Raw genomic sequence first — 21,017 nt, forward strand, 5'->3', positions numbered from 1 at the left:
GCCGCGAGCACCCATCGCGCGCAAGCGCGCTCCTACAAAATCGGCGTCAATGGCGCTCGGTGTTTTCGGCGAGCATGACGGCGATGGCATCCACTTCCGATGACACGGAACCTGCGCCCTGGGTGGGCTTGTAGTTGTTGAGGATGATGGCGAAGGCCAGGCGCTGGCCGGCTTTCGTGGTGACGTACCCGGCCAGCGCGTTGACGTAGCTCATGCTGCCGGTTTTCGCTTGCAGGTTGCCTTCGGCCGCGGTGCCTTTCATGCGGCGTACCAGGGTGCCATCCACGCCAGCCACGGGCAGCAACGCCCGGAATGTCGGTGAGTCCACCGAAGACAGCAGGTGGGTGAGCGAGCCGGCCGTGGTGAGGTCATGCCGCGACAGGCCCGTACCTTCTTCCAGTGAGGTGGCAGAGGGCCCGATCCCGCGCGCGCCGAGCCATGCGCCAACCACTGCCGCGGCGCGGTCTTCGGTGTGGGCGGCCGTCTGATCCGTGGCTTCCAGGCCCGTCAGGAGGAACACGCTTTGCAGGTACATGTTCTGCGAGCGCTTGAGGCCCGAAGCGAGGATCTCGGTGAGCGGTGGCGAGGGCAGGGTGGCTACTTGCGTGCCGGTGGGTGCGGGTATCGGCCAATGCACGCTGCGCGCCTCTTTCTTCACCGTGACCCCGCGCTTTTCCAGGGCGGCCTGCAGGCGGCGTGCCGCGGTGAGTGCCGGGTCGGGCAGGGAAAGGCGTGACTTGCGTGGTGCGGCGCCGAGCACGTGAAGCGTGCTGGTACCCGGTGCGCGATAGAACTCAGGGCTGTCGGCGGGCTGCTCTGCCAGCGTGGTCGCCGCGTCCGTTGGCGCGAGTGTGACCGCGTTGTTGGCGACTTCGGCCACCATGGTGTTCTCGTCCACGCTAAGCCCGCTGGCGGTGGCGCCGTAATACGCCTGCAGGTCGGAGGCCTCCCAGCCGCTGCCGATGGGTGGCCCTGCGAAGGCCGTGTCATCCCCGACCACGCCATCGTCGACACGGGTGATGCCCGCGGCAACCACCTGTTGGGCAAGCTGGTCGGCCCACGCATCGCCAGCCAGGGTGGGGTCGCCTCGGCCACGCAGCACCAGCGCGCCGCGCAGGCGGCCACGGCGGATATCGCCAGCCGCCAGAACGTCGGTATGCGTGCGGTAGTCCGGGCCGAGGCGATCCATCGCGACGGCGGCGGTGAAGAGCTTGGCCGTGGACGCGGGCAGCATGAGCTTGACGTCGTCGTGGCTGTACACGACATGCCCATCGTCAAGGGAAAGAACGCTGATGCCCCAGGACGCAGCAGCGAAGCGAGGTGCCGCGATGTGCGAATCGATCGCTTCGCCAACCGTGGTGGCTTGTGCGGTACTGGTCGCGAACACCAGCAACATCGCCGCCGTAGGAGCCCACCCTGTGGGCGACATCTTTCGCAGCACCGTTTCAAGGCCTCGCAACACGCCTGCGGCGCCTCGCGAAGAGCGTCGCCCACAGGGTGGGCTCCTGCGGGGTGTGCGTGGGGTGTGCGTGCTTATCGCTACTTGAGCCATGTGGGCAGTCCCTTGTCGAGGAAGGCCGAGAGGCCATCCTGGCCCTCGGGTGAAACACGCAGGCGGGCGATGAGGGCGGCGTTTTCTTCATCGACCTTTTCCATCGCCTGTTCGGTCATGTCGCCCATGGCGAGCGCCAGGCGCTTGGCCTCGCGCTGGGCGACCGGGCCGCCCTTGGTGAGCAGGCCTAGCACGCGTTCGACGGCTGGCTCGAGCTCTTCCATTGGCACGGTTTCATGCACCAGGCCCATGGCGGTCGCCGCGGCGGCGCCGAACACCTCGCCCGTGATGAAAAGGCGGCGCGCCTGGCGCAGGCCGATGGCGGCGATGACGTAGGGGGAAATCACGGCGGGAACGAGGCCCAGCTTCACTTCCGAAAGGGCGAACTTGGCGCCCTCGGCCGCAATGGCGATATCGCAGCAGGCCACCAGGCCCACGCCGCCGCCAAACGCGGCGCCATTCACGCGGGCCACGGTGGGCTTGGAGAGGAACTGCAGGCGGCGCATGAGCCGGGCGAGGCGCAGGGAATCGGCGCGGTTGTCCTCTTCCGAGGCCGAAGCCATGCCGCGCATCCAGTTCAGGTCGGCGCCAGCGGAAAAACTTGCGCCGGCGCCCGTGAGCACCACGGCGCGCACGGCGGGATCGGCATCCACCTCGTCGATCGCGGCGGTAAGGTCGGCGATCAGGGCGTCATCGAAGGCGTTATGCACCTCCGGGCGGTTCATCAGCAGGTGGGCGACGGTACCGCGGCGGGTCAGTTCAACAGCCGGCATGAAGGATCTCCGAAAGGCGTAATGCGAATCATAAACGCCCGGTCTGTAGGCGTGGGCCCCGATCTCAGTCAGCCTTGACCCTACACGAGGCCCAAACCTGTAGGAGCGCGCTTGCGCGCGATCAGGCCAAACGGAGACGCCAGGCTTGAATAATGTCTATAATGCGAACAGTTCTTATTTGAGAAATCCCGTGCGCCTGTCCGACGCGCCGAAAGGTGCCCAAGCCGTGGTCCAGTCCGTTACCGATGCTCACCCAGCCGACCCCATTGCGCAGCGCCTGCGCGATCTGGGCTTTGTCGCGGGTGAACCGGTCCGACTGGTCGCCCGGGGCCCGCTCGGCGGTGATCCATTGCTCATCCAGATCGGCTCGACGCGTTTTGCGTTGCGCAAGACGGAAGCGGCGCGCGTGGAAGTCACGGTGGATGGTGCGGCATGAGTGCCTCGACGATGCGCATTGCCCTGGTGGGCAACCCGAACTGCGGCAAAACAGCGCTGTTCAACCAGCTGACCGGCGGCCGCCAGAAGGTGGCCAACTACGCCGGCGTAACGGTGGAGCGCAAGGAGGGCCGGTTCACGGCGCCTTCGGGCCGTACCCTGCAGATCCTGGACCTGCCGGGCGCGTACAGCTTTGATGCGACGAGCCCCGATGAAGCGATCACCCGCGATGTATGCCTGGGGCGTTACCCGGGTGAAGCCGCGCCGGACCTGATCGTTTGCGTGGCCGATGCCACCAACCTGCGCCTGCACCTTCGCTTCGTGCTGGAAGTGCGCCGCCTGGGCCGCCCGGCCGTGCTTGCGCTGAACATGATGGATGCGGCTCGCAAACGCGGGCTGGTGATCGACGTCGACAAGCTGTCCCGTCGGCTCGGCGTGCCGGTGGTGGAAACCATCGCTGTGCAGCGTGGCGGCGCGCGGTCGCTGATCGAACGCATCGACAAGGTCGTGCCGGATATCGTGCCGTCGGCCATCGATCAGGCCAACGTGGATGAGCTGCACGCCGAAGTGCGCGCCATCCTTGCCGAGACCGTCAGCACCTCGCGCAACACCGTGGCTATCGACGACGCCATCGATCGCTGGGCGCTGCACCCGGTGTTCGGCCTGGCGATCCTCGCCGTGCTGATGTTCATGATCTTCCAGGCGGTGTTCTCCTGGGCACAGCCGGTGATGGATGCGATCACGGATGGCATCACGGCGCTGGGTGTGTGGACCACGAGTTTCCTGCCTGCCGATAGCGCGCTGCACAGCCTGCTCAACGACGGCGTGTTTGCTGGCCTCGGCGCGGTACTGGTGTTCCTGCCGCAGATCCTGATCCTGTTCCTGTTCATCCTGATCCTCGAGGAATCCGGTTACCTGCCGCGTGCGGCGTTCCTGCTCGATCGCATGATGTTCAAGGTAGGCCTGACCGGGCGCGCCTTTATTCCGCTGCTGTCGAGCTTCGCCTGCGCCATTCCCGGCATCATGGCCACGCGCAGCATCAATGATCCGCGCGATCGCCTGACCACCATCCTGGTGGCGCCGCTTATGACGTGCTCGGCGCGCCTGCCGGTGTACACGTTGCTCATTGCCGCGTTCATTCCGGATCGCGCCGTGGGCATCTTCAACCTGCAGGGCATCGTGCTGTTCGTGCTGTATTTCGCGGGCATCTTTAGCGCCCTGGGCGTGGCCTTCGTCATGAAGCGCTTCCGCAAGGATCGCAGCGAGCACGCGCTGATCATGGAGCTGCCCTCGTACCGCCTGCCCAACGTGCGCGACGTGGCGCTGGGCCTGTGGGAGCGTGCGCTTATCTTCCTGAAGCGCGTGGGCGGCATCATCACCGCGCTCACCGTGCTGCTGTGGTTCCTGTCCAGCTTCCCTGGTGCACCGGAAGGTGCGACGGGCCCGGCCATCGATTACAGCCTGGCCGGCATGCTCGGACGTGGGCTGCAGTACATTTTCGCGCCGATCGGCTTCAACTGGCAGATCTGCATCGCGCTGGTCCCGGGTCTCGCCGCGCGCGAGGTCGCCGTCGCGGCCCTGGGCACGGTGTACGCCATGTCGGGTACCGATGATGCGGTGGCGAGCCAGCTTGGGCCGGTGATCGCGCACTCGTGGTCGCTGGCCACGGCGCTGTCGCTGCTGGCCTGGTACGTGTTTGCGCCGCAGTGCATGTCCACGCTGGCGGTGATCCGCCGCGAAACCAATTCCTGGCGCAACGTGGCCATTGCCGCAGGCTACCTGTTCGGCCTGGCGTATCTTGCGTCGCTGGCGACTTACCAGATCGCGAGGGCACTCTCGTGAGTACGTTCCAACTGATCCAGGGCGTGATCATCGGCGTGGTCGTCCTGGCCAGCCTGTACGTGGCGTTCCGCAAGCTGCTGCCGAAGACCTCCACGCGGGTGATGGCTGGTGTTTCTGCGAGCCTGAATCACGATGGCCGGCCGGGCGTGCTGCGCACGTTGGGCAAGAAACTGCAGCCGGCCAGTGCGTCGGGCAGCTGTGGCGATGGATGTGGTTCGTGTAACAGCTGCGGGCCTGCGCCGACGGCGAAGAATGACGCCCAGCCGTTGACGTTCAAGTCGCGGCAGTAGCCATGGCGCCCGCTAGGGCGCCGGTTCCTCAGGGTGTTGCCTGCGCTGCCGGCGCAAGGTGAACCAGTTCACGCTGAGGTTCACGGCGAACCATGCGCCGATCAGTGCGAGCGGCCACGCGATCACCGCGGGCCAGAAAATCAGCACGGCCGTCACCACGATCGCGGCCAGGGCGCCGGCGAGCACCGGCCCGGACTCCGTATCACCCAGCACGCGGTGGTGCGTGATGGCCGCACCTACTGTATTCGCGATGCGCAGCGCACCGGCCGCCGCGCGGCTGGAACTGCCGCCGCCATGCCTGGGCCGTGGTGGCCGAGGCGAGCGGCTACGCATGCGCTCGTTACCGGAGCGACGGCGGCTGCCACGCAGGAGGATCTCGGTGGCGTTCTCCAGATCTGCCTCGTACTGCGCTGCCAGCTTCTGGGCAAAGCCCGCATCCTCGATCGCCACATCGATTTCGCGGTTGCTCAGCCAGCTGGCGATGTTGAGGTTCGACGAACCCACGCGGGCCCAGCGGCCGTCGGCCACGGCCGTCTTCGCATGCAGCATGGAGCCGTTCCACTCGAACACACGGATGCCGGCTTTCAGGAGCGGCCGGTAGCCCGAGCGCGACATCCCGGCCACCATCGGGATATCGCTGGTGCCGGGCACCAGCAGGCGCACATCCACGCCATCGCGCGCGGCTGCCGAGAGTGCCTGCACGTAAGGCGCGACACCGACGAAGTAGGCATCGGTAAGCCAAAGCGTCTTGGTCGCCATGGCCGCGACCATCTGGTCCAGGCGATACATGCCGGCCGTACTTGGCTGCGTCGCGATGACACGCAGGTTCACGTCGCCGGCTTCCGCGGCACCTTCATGGCGGGCCACGCGTGGATCGTCCGGCAGGCCGGCCGGGCCGGCGTCGCGCCAGCTATCGGCAAAGGCCTGTTCAATCTCGGCGACCGCCGGTCCGCGCAACATCACCCCGGTATCGCGCCACGGCGGTACATCCCGCCCCGGATCACCCAGCCACTTTTCGCTGATGCACACGCCGGACAGGAAGCCGATCTCGCCATCCACCACCAGTACCTTGCGGTGGTCGCGACTGATCCAGCCAAACGAGCTGCCCAGCCGCGGCGGGTTGTAGATCCGCACCGAGCCGCCGGCTGCGCGTAGCGGGTTCCAGAAGCTGGAACGTGACTGGCCCAGGCATCCCGCCCAGTCCGCGATGACCGCGACGAACACACCCGCCTGCGCCCGTTCCACGAGCGCATCGAGGAACGCCTGGCCGATCCGGTCATTTCGGATGATGTAGTTTTCGAGGAACACATGGCGCTTTGCGCCGGCGATGGCCTTGAGCCAGGCGTCGTAGTGGGCCTGGGCATCGATCAGCAGATCGACGGCATTGCCGCCGATCAGCGGTGCGCCAGCACTGCGGCTCAGGGCCTGCTCGGCAAACTGGCGGGTAGAAAAGGCGTGGGGGCGGTGTACGTTCATGGGCGGAGTGTAGCTTCTGGCCCCATCGAATCCGTGTGACCGTGAAGGGGTGCGGGGGTAGGCGCATGCCTGTCACGGGGTTGCGCTAAAATGCCCCGCTATGACCGAAGAACAGACCCGCCCGCGCCCCGCGGAAGCCGAAGCCCGCCGTCCCAGCACCGGGGTCCATATCGACCGCGTCCAGGTCGGCGGCGGTGCGCCCATCGTCGTGCAGTCCATGACCAACACCGATACCGAGGATCCGGTATCGACGGCGAAGCAGGTGGCCGAACTGGCCCGCGCCGGCTCGGAGATGGTCCGTATCACGGTGAACACCCCGGCAGCCGCCGCCGCCGTGCCGCGTATCCGCGAGCGCCTGGAAATGATGGGTGTCTCGGTCCCGCTGATCGGCGATTTCCACTACAACGGCCACCAGCTGCTCGAGGGCGAGCCTGCCTGTGCCGAGGCGCTGGCCAAGTACCGGATCAACCCGGGCAACGTCGGCTTCGGCAAGAAAAAGGACAGCCAGTTCGCCTCGATCATCGAGATGGCGATTCGCTACAACAAGCCCGTGCGCATCGGCGCCAACTGGGGGTCGCTCGACCAGTCCATGGTCGCCGCGCTGATGGACGAGAACGGCCGCCGCGCGAACCCGTGGGATGCCGGTCATGTCGCGCGCGAAGCACTGATCCGCTCCGCGCTCGATTCCGCTGCGCGTGCCGAGGATCTTGGCCTGGCCCGTGATCGCATCATCCTGTCCTGCAAGGTCTCCGGCGTACAGGAATTGATCGCGGTCTATCGCGACCTGGCCCGTCGTGGCGATTACGCGTTGCACCTGGGCCTGACCGAGGCCGGCATGGGCTCGAAGGGCATCACCGCCTCGGCTGCCGCGCTTTCGGTGCTGCTGCAGGAAGGCATTGGCGACACGATCCGTATTTCGCTCACACCGGAACCGGGCCAGTCGCGCACTGCCGAAGTCATCGTGGCGCAGGAACTGCTGCAGACGATGGGCTTGCGCGCCTTCACGCCGCTGGTCACGGCCTGCCCGGGCTGCGGCCGCACCACCAGCGAGTTCTTCCAGGAACTCGCCAAGACCGTACAGGGCCATGTCCGCGAGCGCATGCCGGAATGGCGGGTGAAGTACGACGGCGTCGAAAATCTCACGCTGGCCGTGATGGGCTGCATCGTGAACGGCCCGGGCGAATCCCGCCACGCCAACATCGGCATCTCGTTGCCGGGCAACGGCGAGGCGCCGGCAGCGCCGGTGTTCATCGATGGCGAGAAGGCCATGACGCTGCGTGGAGACAACATCGCCGACGAGTTCGTTGCCATCCTGGATAACTACGTCGAAACGCACTACGCGGCGCGCCACGACTAGCCATCACGCCTTGCATGCGGGGCCACCTGCCACCATGGCAGGTGGTTTCCCCCTCCCTCAGGAGAACAAGGCATATGGCGAACAGCGTCCCCCTGCTTGGCCTGAACGACGGCCACAAGGCACCACAGATCGGCTTCGGTGTCTTCCAGATCCCCGATGATGAGACGTCCCGCGCCGTGCAGGAGGCCCTCAAAGCCGGGTACCGCTCGATCGATACCGCCGCGATCTACAAGAACGAGAAGGGTGTCGGTGACGGCATCGAGCGCTCCGGCGTGGCGCGCAGCGATATTTTCCTCACCACCAAGCTGTGGAACTCGGAGCAGGGCTTCGATACGACCCTGCGCGCGTTCGATGCCAGCGTAAAGAAGCTCGGCACCGATTACCTCGACATGTACCTGATCCACTGGCCCACGCCCAGGCACGACCGCTACGTGGATACGTGGAAGGCGTTCATCCGCCTTCGCGAGGAAGGCCGCATCCGTTCCATCGGCGTCAGCAATTTCCAGCCGGATCATCTGGATCGCATCATCAAGGAAACCGGCGTTGCGCCGGTGGTGAACCAGGTCGAGGTGCATCCGGATTTCGCGCAGAACGATGTCGTCGCCGCCAACCGCAAGCACAAGGTGATCACCGAAGCCTGGAGCCCGTTGGGGCAGGGTGGTGACCTGCTGAAGAATGACGTTCTCGTGCAGCTGGGCAAGAAGCACGGCAAATCGCCCGCTCAGGTCGTACTCCGCTGGCATGTGCAGCTGGGCCACATGGTGATCCCGAAATCGGTCACGCCCGAGCGCATCCGTTCGAATATCGACGTGTTCGATTTCGAACTCAGCGCCGAGGATATGGGCGCCATCGCGAAGCTCGATGCAGGCAACCGCATGGGCCCGGATCCCGATAAGTTCAACTAACGCCGAGCTCCGTGTAGGAGCCCACCTGTGATGGCCGGCCTTTTCTGGACCACCCAGTAGGAGCAAAATTTCCTGCGAGGTGATCCATGGGTTTCAAGATAATTTCGCCGGCCATCAAGGCTGAGGCTATTCGACTGGTGGTTGAGGCGGGCTATAGCGCGCCTCAGGCCGCGCAAATAACCGGTGTGGGTCCCACAGCGTTAAGGCGCTGGGTGGAGGAGTGGCGACAGCAGCAGGCCGCGATCCCGGCCACGACAGCCGCCCAGGCGCTCCTCATCGAAGAGCTCAGGGAGCAACTGGCGGCTTCAGAAAGAGCGCGCGAGGTCCTTGCCGAGGAGCGCGATGTCCTAAAAAAACAGTTGCCCTCTCACCTCGCAAAAATCTTGAAGCCGCGCAGGTCATCAAGAAGGTGAGAGGGACGCTGTCGATTCGACGCACGCTGGCGATTCTGGGCTGGCCGCGCAGCAGTTTTTACGCCAAGCCCAGGCCTCCGGCACCCGTGAGTCACGCGCTGGCCAAGGCCGCGCGCAGGATTCATCGCGCGAGCCGCGGCCACCTGGGCGCACGAATGATGTCCAAGCACCTGCGTGAGAAGGGCTTTGATCTGGGACGGGAAAAGGCGGCAACGCTCATGCGTCGCCTGGATCTGCCTCGGCGAAAAAGGCGCTTCAAGCACTATGCCCGCAACACCAAACCCGCACCGGCTGGCAACGTCCTGGCTCAGCAGTTTGATCCTGCCCACGCCAATGTCGTCTGGGCCGGGGACATCACGTTCATCCCCACCAGGCAGGGGTGGCTGTACCTCGCGATTGTCGTTGACCTCTTTTCCCGCCGAATCATCGGCTGGGCGACCAGCACCGTGGCCGACACGCGACTGGCGCTGGAAGCGAGTCATTTGGCTTTCGCATCGCGCGAGCCCGCGCCTGGCCTGATTTTTCATACCGATCAGGGCTGTCAGTACACGTCCGATGCGTTCGTCTCGCACCTGGCCGCACGCGGCACGATCCAAAGCATGAGCAGGAAGGGCAATTGCTGGGACAACGCCGTCGTGGAACGGATATTCCGGTCCCTCAAGCATGAGTGGCTTGAGGAGGACGTCCTATCCAGGGATGAGGTTCGGGCCGACGTGATCGACTTCGTGGCCCGGTACTACAACCACGAGCGGCTACACTCCACGCTCGACTATCTTCCGCCCGCCGAATTCGAACGGCGGGCGGCTATCCGCTCCTAGTGGGTGGTCCAGAATAGGCCGGCCATTACAACCCAGTGGGCGACATCTTTTCGCGATGCTGCAACAGGACCTGTTGCTCTTACGCGAACAGCGTCGCCCACAGGGTGGGCTCCTACAGGGCGCGGCGGTTATTCCATGGAGATGTCGATTTCCATGGGGTACGGTGCGGGCGCTTTGGGTGGCACCGGCAGGCGCCACGCCGAGAACTGCCCGGCGAAACACGTGGCCACCGGCGTCGCCGGCTGCACGAGCACCTCACTGGATTGCCCCTTGGCATCGACGACGGCGACCAGCGTGAACGCACGCTTGTCCGCGGGTTTGTTGCTCGCAATACAGCCTTTCAATGCATCGGTGGCCGGGTTGCCCACGCTATCCCACAGCTTCGCCTGCCAGGCCTTGCCCTCGGGCTTGGCCTCCAGCGCCTTCGCGGCCTGCACGCGCGCATCAAAACCATCGGCGCCGGCAAGGGCGAACATGAGGGCAAGCAACATCGCGTGTCTCCGGAATGGGAAGGCTTCAGCCTAGCAGGCAGGCACCGTGTTCACACGGGGCAGCCTAGGGTCACAGGCAAGAGCGCCTGCGGGCGCGCCACGTGGAGTAACCATGCGCTCCTTCCTTGCATTCATCCTCCTGGGGACATCATCCATCGCGTATGGCCAGGCGGGCGCACCCGCGCGGCCAGCGTCCACACCCGCACCCCCCGTGCAGACGAATCCGGCTACTTCGCATGTCGGGTCCAATCCGGCCTCCGCACCCATGCAAACCAACCCCGCCTCGGCACCACTGCAGCCCGCCTCGGATGCGGGCGCCACGGAGCGCGGTCTCAATAACGCGCCGCCAGCTACCGGCGTATCACCCCAGGTGCGCCACGCGGCGAAGCACGACACGGATGCGCAGGGACACACGCTGGATCCGCGTGGCAAACCGGTCGGGCAGAAGCCGGCGGTTCCATCGACGGTCAAATAGGCCAGCGCTAGCCTTCGACGATTTCGCGTTCGTCGGGCGAGGTCACCGCGAGCTCGGACCAATCCAGTTCGTTCTCAAGCAGATGAAACACGTCATCCTCGATCGCACCCTGGTGGCGTAGCTCGAGCAGCCGTTTGCGTTTGGCCTGCAGGCCCTTGCGCTTGAGTTCGGACATGCGCGTGCCGGCCACGGGGCTGCGGCCGGCTTCGGCTTCGTGGCGGGAGTCTTCGTAATATTCGCGGACACGGCGTGCGGCTTCGTCGGATTCACCGACCAGCGTCGCCTCGGCGACATCGATCAGTTCCAGGCGCACTTTCGATGCGTCGTCACGCAGGCTGGTATCCGTGCCGAACTTCAGGAAGCGGACCAGCCACGCTAGCGTGGTGCCCTGAAACACCAGCGTGCCGACGGTGACGCCAAACGCGGTGAGCACGATCAGGTCGCGCTGCGGGAACGCATCAGGCAGACCCAGGGCCGTCGCGAGTGTGACCAGTCCGCGCATGCCGCACCACGCTACCACCAGGCCTTGCTGCGGTGTCGGGTTGGGCTGGCTCTTGCGGAACCGGCGCAGGGTCACGTTGTAAATCATCACCCAGGCGAAGCGCACCACGATGCACACGCCCAGTGCCGCAGCGGCGAACCACAGCGCGTGCTCAAGCGCGGGCCCCGCCATGCGTGCCACGATCGTGCGTGCCTGCAAGCCCACCAGCAGGAACGCGATGACGTTGGAGATAAATACGACGGCTGCCCACACGGAATACGCATGCACGCGATCGCGCGGTGGCGTCTCGCCGGGCAATACGTGGGCGATGGTCATGGCGAACGACACCACGCACAGGATGGCCGAGACATGCAGGTACTCGGCGATCAGCCAGATGCCGAACACGCCGGCGAACTGCAGCAGGGTGGCGCTCAGGGTGCCGCGCAGTTCGCGCGAGAAGTAAATGAAGACCCGGCCGAGTAGCCAGCCGAGCAGCAGGCCGCCGGGTACGGCCAGCAGCAACATGGGTAACGTGTGGGCCAGGCCATCCGGTGCCAGTGCGGTGCGTACGGCCACGCCGAAGATCAAAAGGGCCGAGGCATCGTTGAGCAGGCTTTCCGCTGTAAGCACCTGCACGGTCCGCCGTGGCAGGTTCAGGCGGGAAAGCATGGCCGTTGCGGCCCCCGCATCCGGTGGGGCCACGATGGCGCCCATGGCCACGGCGGCGGCCAGCGGCATGCCCGCCCAGGCCACGCCCAGCCAGGCCACGGCCGCGGTGGTGAAGATGACCGCCACCACGGCAAGCGACACGGTGGGCAGCCAGAACCGGCGCAACGTTCGTGGCGGCATGTCGAAACCGGCATCGAGCAACACCGGGGCGATGAACAGGACCAGCGCCAGTTTGGGGTCCATGGCGATGTGCGGTGCCCATGGCAGGGCGGCCACGGCCGTGCCGGCGGCGGCCAGGATGGTCGGGTAGGGCAGCGCAAAATGCCGCGACAGGCGTAGCAGCACGACCGCCAGCAACGACAGCAGGATCATGCTTTCAAACAGCGCCATGGCGTCCTCCCCCTTGTCAGGCCTGCCCGCATGAATAGCGCAGCGTGGCCCCGGACGCTACCCGGCTCGCATCGTTTTGCGACGGTGGGTTACCATCCGGCACATGCCTTTCGACACCGGGGTGCCGATGAAACGTCTGATTGCCGTGGCCGCTATCGCGGTCGGGCTTGCCGGTTGCCAGGGCATGGCGGCCAAGGTGTCGAAGCTTGAGGTTGGCACCGCCCGGGAAGACGTGCTCGACCGGCTGGGCCCGCCCGATTCCGACCGCAGCATCATCGGCTTCGAGGTCATGAGCTGGCTCGAGCGCCGGCCGGGCCGCTTCTCCTTCTCCCATAAGGACTACACCGTTGTGCTGAAGGACAACAAAGTGGTCCAGTTCGGCCCCGGGCTGGTGCGCCGCGACAGCAAGACCACCCTGCAGATCGAGACCGGCGATCCGTAGCAACCGCCGGGAAGGCACATCAAGCCGCTACAAGCGCGGCAGGGGCTTGGGGGAATAGGTTTTCTCCAACGCCGCTACGGGAGCCACCCGCCATGCCACGGCCCATGCCTTCGCCCACGTTCGCCGCCCTGGCGAGCGAACTCACCCGCCTGCACGATGCCCGTGAGGCGGCGATCGAACAGACCCTGGACGCCCTGGAGAGCAGCCACCCGCCGCTGGCCCAGCTGGTGCTGTGCTGCATTGGCGATCGCCAGCGCGCCGCCCGCTGGCTGGTGATGCCGCAACGTGCGTTCGCCGGGCGCAGCGCCTGCGACATGCTGGCCGATGGGGATGTCGAGGCCGTGTGGGACCAGGTGGTCTATAAGCAGTTCGGCACCGTGGCCGCTGTCTAGATCCACCCGCGGCGGGTATAGATCCATAGGGCGACGTACTCTCGCAGGCAACGGGCGGTCATCGTCAGCGCCTCCCGGCGTGGCAGCCAGCCAGAGGCCGCGGCCAGTATTTCATGGTCGTCATCATCGGCCGGCGCCGGGGCCACCTGGAGGCCCTCATGGCGGAACGATGCAGTGGCCCGTCGCATGTGGATTGGCGAGGTGACCAGCACAATCGTCGTCAGCCCGCCGCTGCGAAGCATGGCGGCGGCATTGCGCGCATTCTCGTGGGTATTCCGGCTGGTGGCCTCCACGCGCAGGTCAGCCATGGGCACGCCCGACTGCACGTAGCCGGCGGCCAGGGTACGCGCCTGGTCGCTGCCGGAGACGAGTACGACAGGGGCATAGCCTTCCTGCCACAGGCTGAGCCCGATGCCGGCGCGCGAGCCGGTCTCGATCCAGGAACCCATGGGTATCGCACCGCCGCCCAGCACGACGATGGCGTCGGCGCGTGGCGTATCGGCCGCGGGGGCGGCAGTGGCGGGCACCAGTCCCTGGCGAAGGCGCAATGCCACCGCAGGGGATGAGGCCACCCACACCCAGGCGACGGCGACGAGGCCGAGCACCAGGGCCGTGCGTGGCTTGCGCACGAGCACGAATGCCGCCGCCAGCAGGCCAAGCAGCAAGGCTTGCACCGCAGGGTGCAGCGCGCGCGAGACCAGGTAATCGACCACAGCCACCCGTTGCGTCCGGAGCATGTCGCGGGAAGATCATGATCCCCCAAATCGCGAATTCGCACCGTCGGTCAAACGGCATAGGCGGGCTGTTGAATGGACGCCGCGCACCGTTGAAATGACGATAGCCGCCGAGAACACACAGGGGCGGGTGGACATCATGAAGCGTTGGAATCGCGTCGCCATCATCATCGCTGCCATGCAGTTGGCGGCCTGTGCCACAGGTGGCAGCACGCTACCGCCGCCCAAGGCGGATGCGGCCAGCCCGGTGGTGGAGGCCTATCTGATCGGCGTGGACGATCAGTTGCAGATCACCGTATGGCACAACCCGGACTTGAGTGTCAGCGTGCCGGTGCGGCCGGACGGCAAGATCACCGTGCCGCTGGTCGGTGATGTCTCCGCCGGAGGGCGCACCACCGACCAGGTAGGCGCGGAGATCCAGCAGAAGCTGGCCCAGTACATCCGCGACCCGCAGGTCGCCGTGATCCTCACAGCACTGCGCAGCCACGAATACCTCTCTCGCGTCCGGGTTACCGGCGCGGTGCGCAGCCCCATCTCCATTCCGTACCGCCAGGGCATGACCGTGCTCGATGCGGTGCTGGCGGCGGGTGGCACCACCGAGTTCGCGGCGCCGGATCGTACCGAACTGTACCGCCACACCGGTGAGGGGAAGACCCAGGCCTACGCCGTGCAACTGCAGAAGATCCTGCAGCAGGGCGACCTGGCCAACAACTACCCGGTGCAGCCGGGCGACGTGATCACGGTGCCGCAGCGCGCATTCTGAGGGTAATTCGATGAGTGGGGAACTCGTTCCTTTCGCGGGCATGCTGCCCGCCTTGCTGGGTGAGGCACGCAGGCGCCGCCTGACCATGGGCATGGTGTTTGCCGCCATTGCCCTGGTCGCGCTGGTGGTCGGCACGTTGTGGCCGAAGAAGTACGAAGCCTCGGTCACCATCCTCGCGCAGGAATCCAGCATCATCACGCCGCTGATGGAAGGTGCCGCAGCGGCCACGGCCAACAAGAACCGTGCCGGCATCGCCCGCGATGTGATCTTCAGCCAGGATGTGCTCGATCGCGTACTGAAGACCGGCGGCTGGGCCGCATCCAACCCCACGCCGATCGAGCGCGACAAGATCATCGAAGGGATCAAGGCGCGGACCAAGATCGCCAACAGCCGCGACAACCTGATCACGATCAGCTACTTCGATTCCGACCCGCGCCGCGCCTTTGAGGTGACCCGCGCGTTCGGCCAGCTGTTTATCAGCGAAAGCCTGGCCTCCAAGCAGCGCGAAAGCCGTGAGGCCTACGAGTTCATCAACAGCCAGGTGGAGGCGTACCGCACCAAGCTGACCGATGCCGAGGACAAGCTGAAGGCGTACCGCGATGCCAACGCGGATGCTCGCCCGGGCAGCGAAACCGATACGAACTCGCGGATCAGCCAGCTGCGTTCGCAGATCGAAGCCAACCGCATGGATTACATGCAGAAGGTTTCGCAAGCCTCCGCACTCTCCTCGCAGCTCAACGGCGAATCCGAAGTGAATGCCGTGCAGACGGTGGGTGGCGTGTACCAGACCCAGCTGGCCGACCTGCAAGGCCAGCTCGACAAGCTGTTGCTGAACTACACCGACGATTACCCGGACGTGATCCGCCTGCGTCACCAGATCGAAGATGTGCGCCGGCAGATGACCACCGCCGACGCTACCCGGGCCGTGGGGAGTGGTACCCCGGTCGACCACACCGTGGCGATGAACCCCGTGTACCAGCAGATGCGCATCCAGCTGGCCCAGACCCGTGCCGATGCGGCGGCCAGCAATGCCCGCGTGGGCGCGAGCGAATCCATGCTGCAGGCCGAGCTGGAGCGCAGTAAGCGCATCGCCAACTCGGAAAACGTGGTGGCTGAACTTACCCGCGATTACAACGTGAACCGTGATGTGTACCAGGACCTGCTGAAGCGCCGCGAAAATGCGCGTGTCTCCATGAACCTGGATGCGGAGCAGCGCGGCCTCACCTTCCTCGTACAGAACCCGGCGGTGATGCCGCTGGTGCCCTCGGGCCTGCGCTTCATGCACTTCGGCCTGGCTGGCCTGGCACTGGCGCTGGCGGTGCCGCTGGGCCTGCTGTTCATGGTGGCGCGATTCGATCCGCGCGTGCGTTCGGTGGCCCAGCTGGAGCGCGCCACGGGCTTCCCGGTACTCGCGACGGTGCCGTTCTATCCCACGCCGCGCGATCGCCGCCGCAGCCACGTGCAGAACATGATGCTGGGCATGATCGTGCTCGGTGTCGCCATGGTGTACCTGCTCGTCATCTGGCTCCGCCTGAAGGGCTAAAGGACAATCGAGATGGCCGTGAACAACATCGAACTCGGCGACGTGGTCGCCACAGCCCACGACGACGCACATGCCACGCCGAGTCACTCCATCGCACGCATGCGTGAGGACAGCGGATCGCTCAGCCCGATCGACTGCGAACGCAAGCGACTGATCCATCGCGAAGAATCCGTACGCCAGCAATCAGATGCCTTCCGCGGCATCCGCACGCGGCTGATCGAGATGGGTGGCGACAGTAACTTCATCACCCTGGTGTGCTCGGTGAGCCCGCGCTCGGGTGGCAGCTTCGTGTCGCGCAACCTCGCCACGGCGTTCGCCTTCGATGAATCGAAGACCAGCCTGCTGATCGATTGCAACCTGCGCTATCCGAACCAGCACAAGGCGCTGGGTGTGGAGCCCGCCACCGGTGGCCTGGTGGATTTCCTCGAGCACCCGTCGCGTGGCATCGCTTCCATCATGTACCCGACGGGCGTGCCACGCCTGCGCATGATCCCGGCCGGCAAGGCGCGCGAGAACAGCAGTGAGTACTTCTCATCGTTCCGCATGCGCGCGGTGCTCGATTCGCTGCGCTGCCGCTATCCCGACCGCTATCTGTTCCTGGATGGCCCGCCGGTGAAGGGTGCGCCCGATGCTCGCATTCTTTCCGACCTGGCCGATTTCGTTGTGCTGGTCGCCGGTTACGGCCGCGATACCCCGGCCGCCATCAACCAGGCCGTCGCCAATTTCGATCCCGCCAAGCTCGCGGGCGTGGTGTTCAACGAGTCACCGTGAGCCTCGGCTCCAAGGGGAGGGAACATGCCGGCAGTGAAGAGGCTCACCCATGCGGTGTTGCTGGGCCTTGTGTGCGCGGCACCCGCGGTAAGCCAGGCAGGCACGCTGGATTACACGCTTTATGCTGGCCTGGAGCACAGCAACAACATCACGCTGTCATCGGATAACCCGATCAGCGAAAACGTGCTGACGCCCGGTGCGACGTTCCAGTTCACCCAGATGGGCTCCACCTTCCAGGCCAACGTGGCCGGGACGCTGGAATACCGGAAGTATCTGCAGAACCACTTCGATTCGCAGACACAGACCCAGATCGTCGGGCAGGGTAACTGGACGGTGATGCCGGACCGGCTGGATTTCTCCGTGGAGGATTACGCCGGCGTGCAGCCGGTGGACCAGCTCTCGGCCGATTCGCCGGATAACCAGCAGCAGACCAACGTATTCGCGGCTGGCCCCACGTTGCACATGCGCTTCGGCGACGCCACCCGCGGTCAGTTCGAGCTGCGTTATATCAACAGCTACGCCTCGAAGGTGGATGACTTCGATTCCAACCGTGGCATGGCGGCATTTCGGCTCTTTCGCGACCTCACGCCGACCGACACGATCTCCGGGAACGTCGAGTACTCCGACATCAACTTCAAGAACCAGCCGAGCAGCGCGAACTACAAGCGCGAGGAAGCCTACCTTCGCTACACCAGCCAGCTGGCGCATTTCGATGCCGACGTGATGCTTGGTGGGACGCGGCTGAACTTTGACGAAGGGCGCGACCGTTCTTCACCCTTGCTGCGCGTGCAGGTGGGTTGGCAGCCCACGTTGCGCAACTCGTTCGCCGTCGCAGGTACCTACCAGTACGCCGATGCGGCCACCGACATCATGACCACGCCCTCCGTCTACGGGTTGGGCGCCACGGATAACTCCAGTCGTACCGAAGCGCTGGATCCCTTCGCCAACACGGGTGGCCTGGGGCGCGGCAGCCTCTCCGGTATCGGCGTGGGCAGTGCCGTCATCGGCTCGCAGGTTTACAAGGAAAAGCGGTTCGAGGCGAACTGGAACTGGAAGAGCGAGCGGCTGAACATCACCGTGTCGCCCGCGTGGAACAAGCTGCAATACATCGATGACAGCACGTTCAACCAGACCGGCAAGGGCCTCAGCGTCGGCGTGGGCTACCGGGTGACACCGACCCTTACCTTGTCCGGATTCGGCACCGCCGACCGGCTTCGCTACGACACGATCGACCGTACCGACAACACAGTGCGCCTGGGCCTCGACCTGGGCCAGCAATGGAACCGCCACTGGAGCTGGCATGCCTCGGTGGCCCGCGAACGCCGAACCAGCGATGCCGTCGGCCAGAGCTATCGGGAAACCGAGTTCTTCGTCGGCGTGGTCTACCGGAGGTAAGCATGCGCAACGATCCTGAACTACCGTTCTTCTTCGGTGCCGAAAGCGGGTTGTTTGGCATGTATCACGCGCCCGTCTCCGTGCCGCGGCGCGCCGTACTCATGTGCCCGCCGCTGGGCCAGGAACTGATACGCACCCACCGGCTTTACCGGCAGCTGGCGCAGGCGCTCGCAGCCCAGGGCGTGGCGGTGTTGCGCTTTGACTACCACGGCACCGGCGATTCCGCGGGGGACAGCGCTGAAGTGGACTGGAACCGTTGCATCGGCGATGCCGTGACCGCCGCCGGTGAGCTCCGCTCGCGCGCGGGTGTGGACCGTGTCGTCGCATTTGGTGCGCGGCTGGGTGGCAGCATTGCCCTGGGTGCGGCCGACCGCGCCCGCTTTGCCGAAGTGATTGCCTGGGATCCGGTGGTCAACGGCGACGATTACGTGGCCGCGCTGGACACCATGCAGGCGGCCTTGCGCGAGGACGCGGACCGGTTCAGTCGGCCGCGCACGCATGCCGATGTGGCCGAGCAGTGGCTTGGCTTCGATATCGGCGAGAGCCTGCGTAAGCAGCTCATGGGCCTGCGCGTCGCGCCGCCGAACGTGCCCACCCTGGTGCTCGATTCGCTGCCCGCGGATGCCGCGCCGCGCTGGGAGCACCTCGTCTCGCGACGGGGCAAGGTCGCGGCCATTTCACCGCCGACGCCCTGGAATGACCTGCGCCGACTCGAGGCCGCGATTCTCTCGCACCCGCTGATCCAGGCCGTCAGCGGCCGTATGACGGAGGATGCGTGATGCGCGAGGAAGCCTTTCGATTTGGCCGTGCCCGCCACCTGGTCGGCATCGCCGGCGTGCCCGACGGCAGTGATGGCGAGACCGGCGTGATCGTGCTGAATGCCGGACTGGTCCATCGCATCGGGCCCTTCCGTCTGCATGTGGAACTCACCCGTCAACTGAATTCGGCCGGGTATCCCACGCTGCGTTTCGATCTTTCCACGCTGGGCGACAGCGGCGCCAGTGGCGGCGGCCTGACCCGCACGCAGCAGGTGTGCGCTGATGTCGATGATGCGATGAGGCTGCTGGCCGAACGCGCCGGCTGCAAGCGCTTCGTGCTGGTTGGCTTGTGTTCCGGTGCGCAGAACGCACACACCGTCGCTGCAAGCGATCCACGCGTCAGCGGCGCGGTGTTCCTCGATGGTTACGCGTATCGCACGCTGGGCTACAAGCTCCGCCACTATCTGCCGCGTGCGCTGGATCCGGCGCGTTGGGCACGCTTCCTGCGCCACCGTGCCGGTGGCGGCGGCACGGACAAGGCGGCTTCCGAGCCCGTGTTCGCCGTGGCGCCCGCGCCGCGTGAGGAGGTCATCGCCGACTTCACCGGCATGGTGGGGCGTGGCATGAAGCTCTACCTCGTGTACTCCGGTGGCATCAGTTACTGCTTCAACCACGCACGGCAGTTTCGCGAATGCTTCGGCAAGGTCATGGATCACCCGGCCGTTACCACGAGCTACCGCGCGGAAACCGATCACACCTACATCCTTACCGGCGACCGTGCGCGGCTCGTCGATGGCATTGGCGGCTGGCTGGCGCGCAATTTCCCGCCAGCTTCCGGGAGGCACGCATGAGCACGGTATTGGTAACCGGTGGGGCCGGGTATATCGGCAGCCACACGGTGCAGCAACTGGTCGCGCGCGGTGAGCGCGTGGTCGTGATCGATAATCTCTCCACCGGCTTCCGCGAAGCCGTACGTGGAGCGGCGCTGGTCGAAGGCAATGTCGGCGATTGCGACCTGGTGGCCAGCACGCTGGAGGCATATCGCGTCGATGCGGTCCTGCATTTCGCCGCGCACACCGTGGTGCCGGAATCGGTGAGCGATCCGTTGAAGTACTACGGCAACAACACGTGTAACACCCGCAACCTGCTGGCCTGCTGTGCGGCCGCGGGCGTGGACAAGTTCATCTTCTCCTCGACCGCGGCGGTTTACGGCACCACGGCCGAAGGGGTGGCCGATGAGAACACGCCGACCCAGCCGATCAACCCGTACGGCACCTCCAAGCTCATGTCGGAGACGATGTTGCGCGACTGGTCGGCCACCGGGGCGATGCGCCACGTCATCCTGCGCTACTTCAACGTGGCCGGCTGTGACCCTGAGGGGCGCATCGGGCACTCCACGCCACAGGCCACGCTGCTGATCAAGGTGGCGTGCCAGCATGCGGTGGGCAAGCGCCATTGCATCTCGATCTACGGCACCGACTACGACACGCCGGATGGGACGGGCGTCCGCGATTACATCCATGTGGATGACCTGGCCGCGGCGCACCTGCGCGCGCTGGATCACCTTCGCGCGGGCGGTTCGTCGCTGACGTTGAACTGCGGTTACGGCCATGGGTACAGCGTCCGCGAGGTCGTCGATGCCGTGGCCCGTGTGGGCGGGTTGTCGTTGAATGTCGTCGAGTTGCCACGCCGCCCCGGCGATATTCCCAAGCTCATCGCCCGCAGCGACAAGCTGCGCGAGGTGCTGGGGTGGGAGCCGCGCTACGACGATCTCGATTTCATCGTGCGCACGGCGCTGAGCTGGGAGTACCAGCTGGCCGGTGCCGTACCTGTCGCGTCCGTGGCATGAGCG

At 65.7% G+C, this 21,017-nt stretch carries 23 protein-coding genes; 17 read left to right on the forward strand and 6 right to left on the reverse strand.

The window, feature by feature from the left end:
• Window positions 1–46 precede the first annotated feature (46 nt).
• Window positions 47–1,429, reverse strand: a complete 1,383-nt coding sequence (gene dacB, locus L2Y97_RS09855; RefSeq protein ID WP_247436131.1) for a D-alanyl-D-alanine carboxypeptidase/D-alanyl-D-alanine endopeptidase — start codon at window positions 1,427–1,429, stop codon at window positions 47–49.
• Window positions 1,430–1,539: 110 nt separating this feature from the next.
• Window positions 1,540–2,325 carry an enoyl-CoA hydratase-related protein gene (locus L2Y97_RS09860; protein ID WP_247436134.1) on the reverse strand — a complete coding sequence of 262 codons (786 nt, stop codon included), beginning with the start codon at window positions 2,323–2,325 and terminating at the stop codon, window positions 1,540–1,542.
• A gap of 190 nt (window positions 2,326–2,515) precedes the next feature.
• Between L2Y97_RS09860 and L2Y97_RS09865 the strand changes: the two genes are divergently transcribed.
• From L2Y97_RS09865 to L2Y97_RS09875, 3 genes are read left to right on the forward strand one after another with little or no spacing between them, the layout of a single operon-like run.
• Window positions 2,516–2,761 carry a FeoA family protein gene (locus tag L2Y97_RS09865; protein WP_247436137.1) on the forward strand — a complete coding sequence of 82 codons (246 nt, stop codon included), beginning with the start codon at window positions 2,516–2,518 and terminating at the stop codon, window positions 2,759–2,761.
• Window positions 2,758–4,602, forward strand: a complete 1,845-nt coding sequence (feoB, locus tag L2Y97_RS09870) for a ferrous iron transport protein B (protein WP_247436139.1) — start codon at window positions 2,758–2,760, stop codon at window positions 4,600–4,602. Before L2Y97_RS09865 ends, feoB begins: the two co-directional genes overlap by 4 nt.
• Window positions 4,599–4,892 carry a DUF6587 family protein gene (locus L2Y97_RS09875; RefSeq protein WP_247436142.1) on the forward strand — a complete coding sequence of 98 codons (294 nt, stop codon included), beginning with the start codon at window positions 4,599–4,601 and terminating at the stop codon, window positions 4,890–4,892. The genes feoB and L2Y97_RS09875 overlap by 4 nt, the downstream gene beginning before the upstream one ends.
• A gap of 12 nt (window positions 4,893–4,904) precedes the next feature.
• On the opposite strand, the gene L2Y97_RS09880 is transcribed toward L2Y97_RS09875, so the two are convergent.
• On the reverse strand, window positions 4,905–6,368 hold the full coding sequence (locus L2Y97_RS09880; protein WP_247436144.1) for a phospholipase D-like domain-containing protein: 1,464 nt from the start codon (window positions 6,366–6,368) through the stop codon (window positions 4,905–4,907).
• A gap of 100 nt (window positions 6,369–6,468) precedes the next feature.
• Between L2Y97_RS09880 and ispG the strand changes: the two genes are divergently transcribed.
• From ispG to L2Y97_RS09900, 4 genes are all read left to right on the forward strand, one after another.
• On the forward strand, window positions 6,469–7,725 hold the full coding sequence (gene ispG / locus L2Y97_RS09885) for a flavodoxin-dependent (E)-4-hydroxy-3-methylbut-2-enyl-diphosphate synthase (RefSeq protein ID WP_247436147.1): 1,257 nt from the start codon (window positions 6,469–6,471) through the stop codon (window positions 7,723–7,725).
• 74 nt (window positions 7,726–7,799) lie between these two features.
• Window positions 7,800–8,630, forward strand: coding sequence for an aldo/keto reductase (locus L2Y97_RS09890; RefSeq protein WP_247436150.1), 831 nt, complete (start codon window positions 7,800–7,802; stop codon window positions 8,628–8,630).
• Window positions 8,631–8,716: 86 nt separating this feature from the next.
• Window positions 8,717–9,043: a transposase gene (locus L2Y97_RS09895; protein ID WP_247429570.1), complete on the forward strand. Its 327-nt coding sequence runs from the start codon at window positions 8,717–8,719 to the stop codon at window positions 9,041–9,043.
• Window positions 9,040–9,861 carry an IS3 family transposase gene (locus L2Y97_RS09900; protein ID WP_247429573.1) on the forward strand — a complete coding sequence of 274 codons (822 nt, stop codon included), beginning with the start codon at window positions 9,040–9,042 and terminating at the stop codon, window positions 9,859–9,861. Before L2Y97_RS09895 ends, L2Y97_RS09900 begins: the two co-directional genes overlap by 4 nt.
• A 128-nt stretch (window positions 9,862–9,989) precedes the next feature.
• On the opposite strand, the gene L2Y97_RS09905 is transcribed toward L2Y97_RS09900, so the two are convergent.
• Window positions 9,990–10,352, reverse strand: a complete 363-nt coding sequence (locus L2Y97_RS09905; protein ID WP_247436152.1) for a peptidase C13 — start codon at window positions 10,350–10,352, stop codon at window positions 9,990–9,992.
• Window positions 10,353–10,617: 265 nt separating this feature from the next.
• Between L2Y97_RS09905 and L2Y97_RS09910 the strand changes: the two genes are divergently transcribed.
• Entirely contained in the window at window positions 10,618–10,827 is a 210-nt protein-coding gene (locus L2Y97_RS09910; RefSeq protein ID WP_247436155.1) for a hypothetical protein, read from the forward strand.
• A 7-nt stretch (window positions 10,828–10,834) separates the two neighbouring features.
• On the opposite strand, the gene L2Y97_RS09915 is transcribed toward L2Y97_RS09910, so the two are convergent.
• Window positions 10,835–12,367: a cation:proton antiporter gene (locus L2Y97_RS09915; RefSeq protein WP_247436158.1), complete on the reverse strand. Its 1,533-nt coding sequence runs from the start codon at window positions 12,365–12,367 to the stop codon at window positions 10,835–10,837.
• A 127-nt stretch (window positions 12,368–12,494) separates the two neighbouring features.
• Between L2Y97_RS09915 and L2Y97_RS09920 the strand changes: the two genes are divergently transcribed.
• Both L2Y97_RS09920 and L2Y97_RS09925 read left to right on the forward strand, forming a co-directional pair.
• Window positions 12,495–12,809 (forward strand): hypothetical protein, encoded by a 315-nt coding sequence (locus tag L2Y97_RS09920; protein ID WP_247436160.1) that lies wholly within the window; start codon window positions 12,495–12,497, stop codon window positions 12,807–12,809.
• 92 nt (window positions 12,810–12,901) lie between these two features.
• On the forward strand, window positions 12,902–13,201 hold the full coding sequence (locus tag L2Y97_RS09925) for an antitoxin Xre/MbcA/ParS toxin-binding domain-containing protein (protein ID WP_247436163.1): 300 nt from the start codon (window positions 12,902–12,904) through the stop codon (window positions 13,199–13,201).
• On the opposite strand, the gene L2Y97_RS09930 is transcribed toward L2Y97_RS09925, so the two are convergent.
• A complete protein-coding gene (locus tag L2Y97_RS09930) occupies window positions 13,198–13,938 on the reverse strand; it encodes a YdcF family protein (protein ID WP_247436165.1) in 741 nt (246 codons plus the stop codon). The two genes, L2Y97_RS09925 and L2Y97_RS09930, sit on opposite strands and share 4 nt — an antisense overlap.
• A gap of 136 nt (window positions 13,939–14,074) precedes the next feature.
• Here L2Y97_RS09930 and L2Y97_RS09935 point away from each other — a divergent pair, with 136 nt between their 5' ends.
• From L2Y97_RS09935 to galE, 7 genes are read left to right on the forward strand one after another with little or no spacing between them, the layout of a single operon-like run.
• A complete protein-coding gene (locus L2Y97_RS09935) occupies window positions 14,075–14,698 on the forward strand; it encodes an XrtA/PEP-CTERM system exopolysaccharide export protein (protein ID WP_247436168.1) in 624 nt (207 codons plus the stop codon).
• Between the two features lie 10 nt (window positions 14,699–14,708).
• Window positions 14,709–16,241: an XrtA system polysaccharide chain length determinant gene (locus tag L2Y97_RS09940; RefSeq protein ID WP_247436171.1), complete on the forward strand. Its 1,533-nt coding sequence runs from the start codon at window positions 14,709–14,711 to the stop codon at window positions 16,239–16,241.
• Between the two features lie 12 nt (window positions 16,242–16,253).
• Complete coding sequence (locus L2Y97_RS09945) at window positions 16,254–17,012, forward strand: P-loop NTPase family protein (RefSeq protein WP_247436172.1); 759 nt, start codon at window positions 16,254–16,256, stop codon at window positions 17,010–17,012.
• Window positions 17,013–17,036: 24 nt separating this feature from the next.
• Complete coding sequence (locus L2Y97_RS09950) at window positions 17,037–18,407, forward strand: outer membrane beta-barrel protein (protein ID WP_247436175.1); 1,371 nt, start codon at window positions 17,037–17,039, stop codon at window positions 18,405–18,407.
• 2 nt (window positions 18,408–18,409) lie between these two features.
• The gene (locus tag L2Y97_RS09955; protein WP_247436177.1) at window positions 18,410–19,186 is read left to right on the forward strand and encodes a serine aminopeptidase domain-containing protein; all 777 of its coding nucleotides are present in this window, start codon (window positions 18,410–18,412) and stop codon (window positions 19,184–19,186) included.
• On the forward strand, window positions 19,186–20,016 hold the full coding sequence (locus L2Y97_RS09960) for an alpha/beta fold hydrolase (RefSeq protein WP_247436180.1): 831 nt from the start codon (window positions 19,186–19,188) through the stop codon (window positions 20,014–20,016). Before L2Y97_RS09955 ends, L2Y97_RS09960 begins: the two co-directional genes overlap by 1 nt.
• A complete protein-coding gene (gene galE / locus L2Y97_RS09965; RefSeq protein ID WP_247436183.1) occupies window positions 20,013–21,014 on the forward strand; it encodes a UDP-glucose 4-epimerase GalE in 1,002 nt (333 codons plus the stop codon). The genes L2Y97_RS09960 and galE overlap by 4 nt, the downstream gene beginning before the upstream one ends.
• The last annotated feature ends 3 nt before the right edge of the window (window positions 21,015–21,017 follow it).

Origin of the sequence: Luteibacter aegosomatissinici (assembly GCF_023078495.1) — a bacterium.
Lineage (GTDB): Bacteria > Pseudomonadota > Gammaproteobacteria > Xanthomonadales > Rhodanobacteraceae > Luteibacter > Luteibacter aegosomatissinici.

Excerpts from the sequence above, each read along its gene's own strand:
- dacB (WP_247436131.1), bottom strand. The coding sequence starts at position 1,429 with ATGTCGCCCACAGGGTGGGCTCCTACGGCGGCGATGTTGCTGGTGTTC.
- L2Y97_RS09860 (WP_247436134.1), bottom strand. The coding sequence starts at position 2,325 with ATGCCGGCTGTTGAACTGACCCGCCGCGGTACCGTCGCCCACCTGCTG.
- feoB (WP_247436139.1), top strand. The coding sequence starts at position 2,758 with ATGAGTGCCTCGACGATGCGCATTGCCCTGGTGGGCAACCCGAACTGC.
- L2Y97_RS09880 (WP_247436144.1), bottom strand. The coding sequence starts at position 6,368 with ATGAACGTACACCGCCCCCACGCCTTTTCTACCCGCCAGTTTGCCGAG.
- ispG (WP_247436147.1), top strand. The coding sequence starts at position 6,469 with ATGACCGAAGAACAGACCCGCCCGCGCCCCGCGGAAGCCGAAGCCCGC.
- L2Y97_RS09890 (WP_247436150.1), top strand. The coding sequence starts at position 7,800 with ATGGCGAACAGCGTCCCCCTGCTTGGCCTGAACGACGGCCACAAGGCA.
- L2Y97_RS09895 (WP_247429570.1), top strand. The coding sequence starts at position 8,717 with ATGGGTTTCAAGATAATTTCGCCGGCCATCAAGGCTGAGGCTATTCGA.
- L2Y97_RS09905 (WP_247436152.1), bottom strand. The coding sequence starts at position 10,352 with ATGTTGCTTGCCCTCATGTTCGCCCTTGCCGGCGCCGATGGTTTTGAT.
- L2Y97_RS09910 (WP_247436155.1), top strand. The coding sequence starts at position 10,618 with ATGCAAACCAACCCCGCCTCGGCACCACTGCAGCCCGCCTCGGATGCG.
- L2Y97_RS09915 (WP_247436158.1), bottom strand. The coding sequence starts at position 12,367 with ATGGCGCTGTTTGAAAGCATGATCCTGCTGTCGTTGCTGGCGGTCGTG.
- L2Y97_RS09920 (WP_247436160.1), top strand. The coding sequence starts at position 12,495 with ATGAAACGTCTGATTGCCGTGGCCGCTATCGCGGTCGGGCTTGCCGGT.
- L2Y97_RS09925 (WP_247436163.1), top strand. The coding sequence starts at position 12,902 with ATGCCACGGCCCATGCCTTCGCCCACGTTCGCCGCCCTGGCGAGCGAA.
- L2Y97_RS09930 (WP_247436165.1), bottom strand. The coding sequence starts at position 13,938 with ATGCTCCGGACGCAACGGGTGGCTGTGGTCGATTACCTGGTCTCGCGC.
- L2Y97_RS09935 (WP_247436168.1), top strand. The coding sequence starts at position 14,075 with ATGAAGCGTTGGAATCGCGTCGCCATCATCATCGCTGCCATGCAGTTG.
- L2Y97_RS09940 (WP_247436171.1), top strand. The coding sequence starts at position 14,709 with ATGAGTGGGGAACTCGTTCCTTTCGCGGGCATGCTGCCCGCCTTGCTG.
- L2Y97_RS09945 (WP_247436172.1), top strand. The coding sequence starts at position 16,254 with ATGGCCGTGAACAACATCGAACTCGGCGACGTGGTCGCCACAGCCCAC.
- L2Y97_RS09950 (WP_247436175.1), top strand. The coding sequence starts at position 17,037 with ATGCCGGCAGTGAAGAGGCTCACCCATGCGGTGTTGCTGGGCCTTGTG.
- L2Y97_RS09955 (WP_247436177.1), top strand. The coding sequence starts at position 18,410 with ATGCGCAACGATCCTGAACTACCGTTCTTCTTCGGTGCCGAAAGCGGG.
- L2Y97_RS09960 (WP_247436180.1), top strand. The coding sequence starts at position 19,186 with ATGCGCGAGGAAGCCTTTCGATTTGGCCGTGCCCGCCACCTGGTCGGC.
- galE (WP_247436183.1), top strand. The coding sequence starts at position 20,013 with ATGAGCACGGTATTGGTAACCGGTGGGGCCGGGTATATCGGCAGCCAC.